Genomic DNA, 12802 nt, shown 5'->3' on the forward strand with positions numbered 1-12802 from the left:
CGCTGGCGAAGAATCGTGGTTTCAGTCGAGAAAAGAGGGGACCGATGATCTGTCAATTCGATTCGGGATTGACGGTTAGGTAGCGATATCATCATCCTTTTGGCATCGATCCATGCCTCCGTAACGTATGGACGATTCCCATTAACGAAAACTATCCGAGCACTCATGTCTAACGCATCCAGCGCGAACGTACAAATCCAGCTCCCCGACGGCACCCTTCACGAGCACCCCGCCAGCACCACCGCGATGGATATCGCCAAAGGGATCAGCGACGGATTGGCCCGCGGCGTGATCGCCGCCGAGATCAGCGGCCGAGTGGTCGACGCCAACCGTCCCCTGGGCGAATTGAGCGAAGATGATCAACCGATCGCCCTGCGTTTATTAACCAGCCGCGATGCCGAAGCACTCGATGTCCTGCGTCACTCCGCCGCCCACGTGATGGCCCGCGCCGTCATGCGGCTGTACAAAGGCGTCTCGCTCGCGTTCGGCCCCACCACCTCGGGTGGCTTCTACTACGATTTCGACATCCCCGAAAAAATCAGCGAAGACGATTTCCCCAAGATCGAAGCGGAAATCAAAAAGATCATCAAGGACAAAGAGCCGTTTGAACGCTTCATCCTCGATCGCGATGAAGCTCGCAAACTTTGCGACGACTTGGACCAAGATCTAAAAGTCGAGCACATCGAAACCGGTTTGTCCGATCAATCCACCGTCAGCTTCTATCGCCAAGGCGAATTCGTTGACCTCTGCCGCGGACCGCATATTCCGGACGCTGGCAAGATCAAGGCGATCAAAATGATGAGCGTCGCAGGGGCTTACTGGAAAGGCGACGCTTCGGGACGACAACTGCAACGACTCTACGGCACCGCGTTCTTTGACAAGAAAGAACTGGCGGCCTATTTGGAACAACTCGAAGAAGCCAAACGTCGCGACCACCGCGTGCTCGGTAAACAGCACGGTCTGTTTGCGATCAACCCCGAAGTCGGCCAAGGACTTTGCCTGTGGCTTCCCAAGGGCGCTCGCGTCCGTGTGACTCTCGAAGAATTCCTTCGCAAGGAACTGCTGACCCGCGGTTACGATCCGGTCTACAGTCCGCACATCGGACGCGTGGAACTTTACGAAACCAGCGGTCACTTTCCGTATTACCGCGACAGCCAATTCTCGCCTTTGTTCGGTAGCGAAGCGGGTGGATTGGTCGACGCTTGGAATCAGCGGTTAGTCGACGGAACTCTCGACACCGACAGCGAAGAAAAGTTGATGGAAGCCGCCAAGGTGCTTGGCGCGGAATTCCCCGACTACAAGTCGTCGGCATCAAGCGAAGACAAACAAAAAGTGCTGCATCGTTGGCAAACCGCCCACGAACGGTACCTGATCAAACCGATGAACTGCCCCCATCACTGCCACATGTTCAAGGCGATGCCACGTTCGTATCGTCAGTTGCCACTACGATTGTTCGAGTTCGGAACCGTGTATCGCCACGAGCAAACCGGCGAGCTGAACGGCATGCTCCGCGTTCGTGGTTTGACTCAAGACGACGCTCATATTTTCTGTACCGGCGATCAAGTCGAACAAGAATTCAAAGCGACCATCGAACTGACCAAGTTCGTTCTCAACGCGGTGGGACTGGACGATTATCGCGTGCAATTGTCGCTACGAGATCCAAACAGCGACAAATATGTCGGCAGCGAAGAGAACTGGGACCATGCCGAAGGCGCCCTGCGTGGCGTGCTTGAGAACTCAGGCTTGGATTTCAACGAAGAACCGGGCGAAGCGGCATTTTACGGTCCGAAGGCAGACTTTATGGTTCGCGATTGCATCGGCCGTTCATGGCAACTCGGTACCGTTCAGCTCGATTACAACTTGCCCGAGCGGTTCAAGCTCGAGTACACCGGCAGCGACAATGCGACTCATCGACCGGTGATGATTCACCGTGCTCCGTTTGGATCACTCGAACGCTTCACCGGCATGTTGATCGAACACTTTGCCGGAGCGTTCCCGATGTGGTTGTCGCCCGAACAAGTTCGTGTGTTGCCATTAAGCGACAAGTCATTGGAGTATGCCGTGGCGGTTGCGAAGCAGTTCGACGAAGCCGGATTGAAGGTGACGATCGACAACAACGACGGCAAGGTGCAAGCGAAGATCCGCAACGCGCAACTCGACTTGGTCAACTACATGGCCGTCGTCGGTCCGAAAGAGGCCGAGGCAGGCCAAGTGGCCCTGCGAGACCGGATTGATGGCGACCTCGGATCGATGCCAATCGCCGAAGCGATTGCACGACTCAAAGATGAGATCGCAACTCGCAAAGTGCGGCAAGCGGTCAAGAGCAGCCTCAGTGCTGCCGCCGCCGTCGACTCCGGTGCAACCGGCCACGAATATTGATTCGCGGCTAGGCATTTCACTCTCCCAACGTCGTTGGGAGGGTCGAAAATCGAGCCTTCAGCGAGATTTTCGGGGAGGGCTGGTGACTTCTTGCTTGCACGATTCACTCGCTAACACAACGAGCCCCACCCAAAGCCGGCACCCGCCAACTTTGACCTCCCCAGAAGGGGAGGTGAAGAAGGATTCACCCTGACTCTATTCTTGTGGAGGCGTTTCGTCTAAGTCTTCCATGTCGATCACTAACTCAGGATGCTCTTCCAAATAAGCTTTCATTTCGTCGGTATTCGTTGACTGGGTTGTCTCGCTGGTCCCGCAACCCAACAGCGTCAGAAAAGTAATCGAAAGAACGCTAACAAAAATACAATGTTTCATGATGGAACTTAAGTGTTTGGTAGAAGTGTCAAAAGACAAATGATTGAATCGCAATAAACGAAATCAGCCTTGTCCCCGCGGCTCGTGCCGGACGGCAGACAAGACTGATTTGAACTTGTGCTCCCCATTGTGAATGGGACGCGAGTTGGCCGACCTTAGAAATCCTGAATTGTCTCTTTGGAGGCGCGGGTGCCGAGGGCACCCCAAAGTCCATACGGACTCATGACACCAGGGGTCGATGCAGGATCCGTATGCGTTGAGTGCACGCCCACTTGGCCGCGACTACTGTTACCTGATTCGATAGAGTCGGTAACAAATCTGACTGCACCGTCACCCATCAAGACATGGACGCCGCCTTGATGTCGACTGCTTGAGGTTGCGACAACAATCGATACCGCATTTGAATTGCCACAGATTTCGGCGTTAGGTGGCAAAATTGTCGTCATTTGCGAATAAATCGGCAGCATCGACGCCCATTTGTACCCGCGTCGCTCTTCCGCACTGCCCGCAAGATTGTTAGGCGATGGAGTGCTTGACCAGAACAGAGGTCGTTGCGGATCAATGCTCTGGCGGCAGTTGATACTTCCGCCTAGTGAATTGATATTGATCGACGAAGCCATCAAGTGTGTTCGCTTGTCTTGGTCACCCAAGTCGGTCGCAATTTCTCCCGCAACAATCGTATTCGAAACGCCATCAAGTATATCTCGGAATCTCGTCGTCAACTGAATCACAAAGGCTCCCCGTTGTGACGCCCGAACCCGCTCGTACATCGTTGGTGTTCCGCCAGATTGAGCAATTCCCGAGGCCCTATTCAAAGCACCACCATAGCCCGTGTCGCAAGAATCGCCGGTACAGAGGGCGTAGTTCGTTCGGCCCTGAGCGGGAAGCCCTTGTCCAGGATCACTCGGACAGCGAAGCGATGGGATGTTGGCTAGCCAAGGATCGTAATTGCCTTGAGAAAGGTGTGCCGAGATAGGAGTCTGGGGCCACGGCCCCATCGGATTATAAGTCTTGGTCGTTCCACCCGAATCAACGGTTTGAAACGGATTGCTGACCTGCTCCCACAACGCTTGCTGTTCAAAAAACGGCGTCAAACCTACCAACGCCGAGAGTTCAACGCGGTTGTTACCACGGTTGTCGCTGGCGGCCTTCCCGGCGTCCGGTCCGTAGGTTCCACCACCGTGAACCGGAAGTTGATTGTAGGCCGCGTGATAATTGTGAATCGCGAGGCCAATCTGTTTGAAATTGTTGCTACAGCTCATCCGACGAGCCGCTTCGCGAGCGGCCTGGACCGCTGGCAATAGGAGGCCAACGAGCACTCCGATGATTGCGATCACAACCAGCAACTCTACTAGCGTGAACCCTTTCGATCCATTTAACTTTCTCATTAAACATTTACCTTATTAGAAGAAAAGTACGGTTAGAAGAAAACACTTCCGTCTCGACCTAGAACTGCAAGAACTATCTGTGGCCTCTGCGGTGCCGACTTTGATGAGAGAACGAATCGATTTGTCGACAGTTGCGCATCGATGCAGGACGGATGTCGTAATTGCAATGTCTTAAAATTTAGATCGAATGTAGTTTGTGTTATTGGATTAATTGATTGCCAATTTGTGAAAATGCGCATAAGCCTAAAATCCACGTTAAGCCGCGAACCAGGTAAACGTATCGAGGCACTTTCCATCACTGAATTACGAAGGCAACACATGGCCTTAGGGCCCAACCTTGCGAACGATTACGGTGCAATGAACCGGCATTAAAGACGCATCCAGTGCGAGCGTTTTCATGGGCGAGGGCAAAACACGGGGGGGGCAGTGAATCGCAACCCCCATCCCTCCTGTCTCTGACACCAGCAGCGGTATCGGCGGCAGCGATTAACCCGATGCACGGACATGTGGGGCCGAAACGAGCAACTATCCCGGAGGGGTAATAGAATTTGGGCGATGCTTTGAACGCAGCGAACACAGCCTTCGTCTCGCAGTGGTGAGCCGTGGGCCGTAAGGCACCGGGTAATGCATGGAACCCGGCCGCTCACGCGTCACGGCTCACCATCGCAATGTACCTGTCGCCTGAATCAACAGGTCGCTTGCCCCAGTTGAACGTAGAAACCGTGGCTAGCGCAAGACGGCTAACATACCGAAAGAATCCTGCCTACCTGCTTAAATCTTTGCAGCGAGAGCCCATTGGATGGCCGGCACCGATTTCCGGCACCGATTTCTGGCGCATGCTCGATCAGGCCAGGGGCGCGGCGGGGAAAGCATCATCTAGAACGTCGCTTCACGACGAGATCTGCCAATCGTCATCATATTTTTTTACGAACCCCGACGTGAATGACACCAAGTGCCATTCACAAACATTGATTCTATTCAGCAACGAACCTTTACTCTTCCTCGTCAGGCGAGGGCTCCGCATTGAGTTCTTCTTCGGAGATATTCAACTCGGGGTGCTCGTCGATGTAAGCCTGCATTTCATCTTGGTTGGTGGGAACGGTCGGAGCGTCCGAACCGCAGCCAACCATCGTGAAGCAAGCGGTCAATGACAGCAGTAGTAATCGAATGTTATTCATCATAGCTTTCAGAATGGGCGGTTGAATTTAAGAGGTAACACGAAATGATTTGGAGTTTGCTTACTAGAAATCCTCAATGGTTTCCTTCGAAGCTCGAGTCCCCAAAGCTCCCCAAAGCCCGTACGGACTGGCGATCCCTGGCGTCGAATTCGGGTCCGTGTGTTGACCATGAATCCCAACTTGACCACGCCCCGAGTCACCGGACTCAATCGAATCCGTTACATACTTCACCGCACCATCGCCCATCAAAACATGCACGCCGCCTTGGTGACGACTGCTCGGTGGCGCGACAACGATCGAGTAATAGAAATTATTGCCGCAAAGCTCGGCGTTAGGCGGCAGAATCGTCAGCATTTGGGTATAGATTGGCAGCAACGACGCCCACTTCATTCCACGACGCTCTTCTCCGCTGCCAGTCAAGCGGTTCGGTGCGGGGGATTGGGACCAGAATTGCGGACGTTCCGGGTCAATGCTTTGACGACAAGCCAGATTTCCGCCCATGTTTAAGATGTTCGAGACCTGGTTATCGGCCAGATGAGTTCGCTTATCACGATCCCCTAAATCCGTCACGATCTCGCCCGCAAAAATCGTGTTGGACAATCCGTCGAGCACGTCGCGGAACTTGGAATCGAGCTGGACCATGAACGCCCCTCGCTGCGAAGCTCGGACCCGACTGTACATTTTAGGCGTTCCACCCGATTGAGTCGCCCCCGTTAAACGATTGAGTGCTCCGCCAAACCCGGTGTCACAAGAGTCACCCGTACACATCGCGTAGTTCGTACGACCGGTCGCGGGAAGTCCCACCCCCGGATCGCTCGGGCAACGAAGCGTCGGAATGTTTGTCAACCAAGGGTCATAGTTGCCCCAATTCAAGTGCGCCGAGAGAGGCATTCCGGGCCAAGGCCCCATCGCATTGTAGGTGCGAACTCCTCCGCTACTGTCCGTCGTCTGGAATGGGTTGCTGATTTGCTCCCATAACGCTTGTTGTTCAAAAAATGGGGTCAATGCAACCAAGGCTGATCGCTCGAGGCGATTGTTGCCTCGTCGTCCGCTCTCGTGTCTCCCAGCATGGGTACCTTTTGTTCCGCCGCCTTGAACCGGCAGCTGTTTGTAGGCCGCATGATAATTGTGGATCGCGAGGCCAATTTGCTTGAAGTTGTTGCTACAGCTCATCCGACGAGCTGCTTCGCGGGCTGCCTGGACGGCAGGCAACAGCAGCCCCACGAGCACTCCAATGATTGCGATTACAACTAGCAGCTCAACTAACGTGAACCCTTTGGATTCATTTGACGTTCTCATCACGCTCTTTACCTTCGAAAAAAGACAAGTGGAAGAAAAGACATCAGGCTCGAATGAAAACTACGAGCACTCTCTGTGGCCTTAGCCATACCGATATAGATGTAGATAAGTTTTCGAATCGATCTGATATCGGCTTCAGATGGATGCAGAACGAATGTTTCGCCCTGATGTCCTGCACATGGCAGTGTCTTTAACTCTAAAGTGTGGGGGGCAAGGTTATTGGACTAAATGATTGCCATTCCGTTAAAGTGCGCACAAACCCAGCATTTTCCAACTATTTCGAGCAAACTCAGGTGCATCTCGCTGATTTTACAGTCTTGAACCAGCCGAATAGTGCTCGGTCTTAGAACATCACCTTAGACACGTTTTAAAGGGACATGCAGCGTCTGTGCAAACGTATTCGATTGCAAAGCCACGGTCCCGAACGACGAATCATCTCCGAGGGGGGGCGAAATGGACCGAAACCCACCGCAGCCCTATCGTTCCCCCCTTTGGAAGACGATCCAACAGTGGTAGCGGCGGCGGCCGTTCATCCGCCGCAATGTGACGACACAAAACCGATGGCGAGACTGCTCGTTGAGCCTGCCTGCCGAAGCCGGCACGAATGGGCGGATCGGCACGGATTGGAATTGCCCGATTGGAATTGCCCATGACCAGCAACAGGCAAACGAAACATCCGGAACTGGGCTAACGCTTGGTTCCTGACACCAATTCCTTCGCTGGAGGTAATCGCGAACCATCTGTGTCCGTCACCGAGTCGATGACGGTCGATTTGTCAGCCGATGGTCGTTTATTGGTACGTCGTGGCCGACGTTTTCGCCACCACACGATGGTGCCACTGATGTACAACAGCGCCGGAGTCAACCCAAAAAACAAGACCGCCCAGCGCCCCATCAAGCCGAACGCCTCTCCGTTGTGAAGTGGAAATTGCCATGCGAAGAATGCGTCCGCGGCTGAAAAGTTTGCCGGGCTTCGGACGCTCAAGACACGACCGGTGTATTGATCCAGGAAGACTTGTGAACGCCCGTAGCTTGTTTGAACCTCATCGGGCTGACGAAACGCGACTTCATAGGTTCCGTTCTCGCTCGCAGGCGGATGCAAATGATCGAATTTGGCGTCCGGAAAAGTGGATCTCGCGATTGCGATCGCTTCGTCGGGTGTTAACGTGTTTCGAGACTCTTGTGACTCAGAGGTCAGGTCGCGAGGCTCTTCACTCACCTCGCTGAAGACATCCGCAACGGCCGTGAACACGGTGGGGAATTCCATGTAGACCCCTGTGAAGGTGATCACAACGAGAAAGCTAGCACTGATGATCCCAAACGTCTTGTGAATGTCGTAGTTGAAACGCCGTCCACGACGGATCGCAAACGCGGCACGCCAACTATGCTTCCAAAGCGGCCACCAGAGCAAGACTCCGGAACCAATCGAAAGCAAAACCAAAACGCCGATGATGCCAACGATGATCGAGCCGATTCGGCCCGCCACCAATTGAAAGTGCAATCGGTAGATCCATGACATCAAATCCTCGCCCCAAACCCGTTGTCCTGTGACCGAAGCGGAATAGGGATCGACATAAACCGCACTGTACTCGGGCGATTGATCCGTCCCGCCGGCAAACCAGACCGTCCAAACGCCATCATCGACGCGAGGCCGGCTGACGGAGAGCGCGTGTTTGGAACCATCGCCATAGAAGGCTTCCGCCGCCTCGATGATCTCGGCCACTGTACGCGTTTGGCCGCTACCCTTGGTCAGCAATAAATCCGAATTCAGTCGCTCATCGATCGCGTGATCGAACACCAATAGACTGCCCGTCAATCCGATCAACACAAACACGAGGCCAATCGTAAGACCGAGCCAACGATGAGCGACCAGCCAAAGTTTGCGCAAGCGAAAACCAACCGCACGGTTGCGATCGGCGAGCTTCGCAGTATCGATCGCGTTCATCGCCCCGGCTCCATCTCGGGACCACGTGGAATTCGACGCGTCTTGGCGTTTTGAACTTTGGTTTGAAGCTTCACCCCGTCGATTGCGATGGTGGGAAGCGAGTTCTCACCTTCTTGGATCTCCACCTTCCACTGCGACTGTTCCGGACGAGCGAACTGACCATCCAATTGGTCGATCATTGCCAAGTCCATCTTGGTGACGTCCAGCGGCCATGTCACGGTAACGTTGTACTCACCTCTGGGCGCCCCATCGCCAGCTTCATACGTCTGCAATTCGAAACGACCATCCTGGTCCGCAATTGCCCAAGGCCGCGAGTTACGAACATCCACCTTAGCGCCGATCGGATAAAGGGTGACGACAGCTCCGCTAGCAGCAACCCCATTGACGGTCACCATTCCATTTGCAGGATGCGTCACCGCTTGCCAACCTTCGCGACATCCGACGCAAACACATGCAACCACTACCAAACCAAAACGGATCAGATATTTCATGATGTTCCCCTAAAACTCGCCAACGACTTCATGACCATCAATCGACGTCAATGCACTGAGAACGTCTATGTCGATGTTTTCCGTCAAGAATCGAACCGAGCCATCCCCCAAACTGATTTGCATCCCTCCGGTATGAAACGCGTAGGGGGCGCCGTAAAGATTGCTGACGTTGATGATTTCCGTGCCCACGAACCAAGTCACATTCGGATTGCCAGTATTGGGGTCCAATTCCACTTGGTATGGATAAAGCCATCCCGAGTTAAAGTGCCCCGCCCATGCCTTGTATTCTTGAGTCCACCATGAGGGCGAGACGGCTGTTCGGCCTTGGACATACAATGCGGCACGACCTGCCGATTCGTATTGCAAGATCGTGTGGCTAAGGCCATCGGTGACATCGCGAAACTTGCGGATTTCGTTCTGCTCGAACATGGAACGATTCGGCGTAGGATCCGTGATCCATCCCGTATCACTACGAATGTGGGCGTAGTCGCAGGTCTGAAAACCGCTATCGGGTTCGGTCGCTCCCGCTTCGGGACTGGATGGACACTGATACGTCGCAGGCATGTTCGTGGCCATTTCGGCGTTCTCGGCATGATCCCATCGCACGTTGTAGTCGTATTGGCTCTCCGCGTTCCCGCCTTCGAGAAAGGGAAGCACGGCGACATTCGCGTGTGCGACATGCAGGGGATCGGCATACAATCCGTCCCAATCGACCCATGCCGGAGGAAGGCTGCGGTGAGTCGATTCGTAGTTGTGCAGTGCCAAGCCAACTTGTTTCATGTTGTTACTGCATTGCATCCGCCGGGCTGCTTCGAGGGCAGCTTGCACGGCCGGCAATAGCAAACCGACCAACACACCAATGATTGCAATGACGACGAGCAGCTCAACGAGCGTAAAGGCCGATCGAGGCGAGTGGACCGATTTGCCAACGTGGACCGATTTGTAGCCGTGGTCCGATTTGCTGGCGCATAGCGAGCGTGGGTACATGAAAAATCTCCAGCCAAGAGAAAGGGGGGCGTGATGCTTCAAACCCCGCGAAAACGCGTCGGGGGGCGAGTCAAACGTGGCTGGCTAAAGAGATAAACTCGTCGCTGGCTTCGCGGACAATCTAGTTCTTGCGAATCGTTCTCAACAAGCTAGTAGCCGCCTAGGACACCGTCAAGCCGCATTGCTGATGTTTTCGCAGCGACCACCTAGATCGAATGATCGCGAGAATCCTGATCTTGGGTTCAGGTTGCGGCAGATTTCCGTTTTCCGTATCGTCGTCCTTATGCGAAGTCCATTCCTTGCCCTGCTCCTGATCTGTCACCGTGACCCCCGAGCAAGACGTGCGACTGAGTCCGAAGGGCGTTTGGGAACTGATGGAAAGTATCGGCAAAACACCAAACAAGATGGTGACACCGAACGGGACGTTTACGTCGAAGCCCAAAAGCTAGAAGGTTGTTTGAGCAGGGGAGAGACAAAGAGTGCTTCGAGTCGCTCCCCATTGAAGAACGCTTGAAGTCGTCAATTTCTCATTTTCAATCGGCAAAAGGGGCGGAGTGAATCCTTCGCCCCGTTTGCCGATCCGAGTGACCCAATGCCTTACAAGAACGTCCGGCTCACGGCGCCGACTCGACCTCTTGTTTTGTTAAGACGCCGTCTTTGTTGGCATCCAAATCATCGAACACTCCGTACAGTTTCTTGGGAGTATCACTGCGGGCGATTTTGCCATCGCCATCGCTATCAAGCTGCTCAAATTTTTGTACTCGAGCCGCATTGCGAATCAATGCTTCAGCTCGTTCTCGCAGCGTCATCTCAGGCTTCTTCACTCCGGTTCGCTCTTGCTCGCTGAGCGGCACGGCGTAGTGGTAGTAGCCGATCATCATCTCGTCCCACGTTTGATCGCCCCAACGAACCGTCGCAGTCGGGTCGGGATTGTTCAAATTGTCTTCGCTGTTGTCAAATGTCGCGGTACAGACGACCCGGCTTCCCTCGGGGACCGCCAAAGGATCCTGCAACACGTACGTGGTCTGCCAATTAAAATCGTAGTGGGGGATGTCCAACAGCGTTGTTCGTTTGCCCGCCGCCGTTTCCAGCTCGTAGCGAAACGACTTGCCACGCACATGCATGTGCGGACTCATGCTCAATAATGTCGCCTCGGCGGGAAAACGAGGACTCGTTCCCGACGTCTGATAGTTTGCTTCCCCTGGCGGGATGCTTAGTCGCGGCTGTACTGCACTGGTCGTCACAATCTCGTGCGTGATCGATTCGGGATCGGCAAAACAGATCCCGAGTGAACTCTTATCCTCCTGCTCGGTTCCAATCGGAGTGTAGTGGACTTGGAAAATCAGTTCGCTGCCGGCCGGAATTCGCTTGGCATGTCCCTTGGGTGCCAATTCCAATCGTGCTCCGGGAACATAACCGACCAAAAAACCACGCGCCGCGTCCAAACCGCCGCGGGTCCCCTTGGGTGCCGCGAAAGCCAAAATGTGGTGAACGACTTCGCGGTTCCCCGGTTTCAACTCGGCCGCTTCGATCCACACGTCTTTGTCCAACTTCGGATCGACTCGATAGTACTGGTAACGCACCTCGCCAGTCGCGGGAATCTTGACGCTCTCCGTACTGACGGGAACCACCAAATCGGGTTCACGCGGCAATTGCCATCCGGGCACTTTTTCGGACAGCGGCGGCAGATCGCTGGCGTCACCTTTGGGCGACCCTGCATCGACCCAGGCATACAAGATTTCTTTTTCTTCGTTGCTCATCATACGGTCATTGGCAAACGGCAAATGATCGCCGCTGGCGTGCCAAGGCGGCATCCGACCTTCGCGAACCACCTCGGCCATCATGTCGGACCACCCCGCGACCTCGTCGTAGTCGGTCAACGAGAACGGTGCGATCTCACCATCGCGGTGACACTCGGCGCAACGCTTTCTGAGAATCTCGGCGACTTGGCCGCCGTAGGTCACGTCACTGTGCTCGGCGACTTTTTTGGTTCGACCGATGATGCAACCAACGGTGTCGGTTTGCGGTAGTGAAACCTCGCGTCCCGAGGTCAATTCATCCAGTGCACTCCGCAGATCGTGACGACGGGGTTCGTCGCGGATATAACCGATGCCATATTGGTCATCGATTCGTCCTCGATAACGAAGCTCGCGATCGGCGTCGTAGACAAACACCTCGGGGGTCCGCTCCGCAGCGACTTGATCAGCAAACCGATTGCCGGCGTCTTTCAACAGCGGGAACTCGATGCTTTGACGTTTCGCGAACGAGGCAATCTCTTCGAGCGAATCTTGACGATTACTCATCACGCCGATCACGCGAACGGATTGTGACTCGTATTGCTGCTGAATTTCGCCCAACCGAATCGCGTACAACTTGGCCAGCGGACACTCGGTACCGAGCATGGCGACAACGAGTATCGAATCGGAATGAAAATCGTCGAGCTTCCAAGTTCGTCCGCGGAAATCGATCAGATCGATTCGCTCCAGCGATGTGCCGCCGGCGACGGCGGGATCACTCGCAAGCGTTGGCAACATGGGTACCACAAGGGAGAGCACGGCGACCAGAATGGACGCGATTCGGAATCGAACGCAAATCACAAAGCACCTTCGAGGTTGGACGTGTATCTTGGTTGGAAGAGAAATTCAGTTTGGATTTTTTAGCCGTTTGGGCCAACGCTTTGAAACATTTCCTGTAGCGGAACTCGTCAAGAGTTTCGGGGGGCATTCGTCAATCGAACGAAAGTCTTGACGACTTCCGCTACGCT

General features: G+C 54.4%; 9 protein-coding genes. 1 reads left to right on the top strand and 8 read right to left on the bottom strand.

The genetic code is table 11. From position 1 onward, the window contains the following. Nucleotides 1-165: 165 nt before the first annotated feature. Nucleotides 166-2379 (top strand): threonine--tRNA ligase, encoded by a 2214-nt coding sequence (gene thrS, locus SH528x_RS36055; protein WP_442508250.1) that lies wholly within the window; start codon nucleotides 166-168, stop codon nucleotides 2377-2379. 195 nt (nucleotides 2380-2574) lie between these two features. Here thrS and SH528x_RS36060 read toward each other — a convergent pair whose 3' ends face one another. The 8 genes from SH528x_RS36060 to SH528x_RS36095 all read right to left on the bottom strand — a co-directional run bounded on the left by SH528x_RS36060 (nucleotide 2575) and on the right by SH528x_RS36095 (nucleotide 12572). Further along, nucleotides 2575-2751 (bottom strand): hypothetical protein, encoded by a 177-nt coding sequence (locus tag SH528x_RS36060; protein WP_442508251.1) that lies wholly within the window; start codon nucleotides 2749-2751, stop codon nucleotides 2575-2577. Between the two features lie 155 nt (nucleotides 2752-2906). Continuing rightward, nucleotides 2907-4139 (bottom strand): DUF1559 family PulG-like putative transporter, encoded by a 1233-nt coding sequence (locus SH528x_RS36065; protein WP_442508252.1) that lies wholly within the window; start codon nucleotides 4137-4139, stop codon nucleotides 2907-2909. 992 nt (nucleotides 4140-5131) lie between these two features. Then, nucleotides 5132-5320: a hypothetical protein gene (locus SH528x_RS36070; protein ID WP_442508253.1), complete on the bottom strand. Its 189-nt coding sequence runs from the start codon at nucleotides 5318-5320 to the stop codon at nucleotides 5132-5134. A 60-nt stretch (nucleotides 5321-5380) separates the two neighbouring features. Further along, nucleotides 5381-6616, bottom strand: coding sequence for a DUF1559 family PulG-like putative transporter (locus SH528x_RS36075; protein WP_442508254.1), 1236 nt, complete (start codon nucleotides 6614-6616; stop codon nucleotides 5381-5383). A gap of 687 nt (nucleotides 6617-7303) precedes the next feature. Beyond that, entirely contained in the window at nucleotides 7304-8560 is a 1257-nt protein-coding gene (locus SH528x_RS36080) for a PepSY-associated TM helix domain-containing protein (RefSeq protein WP_442508255.1), read from the bottom strand. After that, nucleotides 8557-9051, bottom strand: coding sequence for a hypothetical protein (locus SH528x_RS36085; protein WP_442508256.1), 495 nt, complete (start codon nucleotides 9049-9051; stop codon nucleotides 8557-8559). Before SH528x_RS36085 ends, SH528x_RS36080 begins: the two co-directional genes overlap by 4 nt. A gap of 9 nt (nucleotides 9052-9060) precedes the next feature. Further along, nucleotides 9061-10038, bottom strand: coding sequence for a DUF1559 family PulG-like putative transporter (locus tag SH528x_RS36090; RefSeq protein WP_442508257.1), 978 nt, complete (start codon nucleotides 10036-10038; stop codon nucleotides 9061-9063). A 614-nt stretch (nucleotides 10039-10652) separates the two neighbouring features. Continuing rightward, complete coding sequence (locus SH528x_RS36095; protein ID WP_442508258.1) at nucleotides 10653-12572, bottom strand: redoxin domain-containing protein; 1920 nt, start codon at nucleotides 12570-12572, stop codon at nucleotides 10653-10655. Nucleotides 12573-12802 lie beyond the last annotated feature (230 nt).

It is taken from the genome of Novipirellula methanifontis, assembly GCF_052161655.1.
Taxonomy (GTDB): Bacteria; Planctomycetota; Planctomycetia; order Pirellulales; family Pirellulaceae; genus Novipirellula.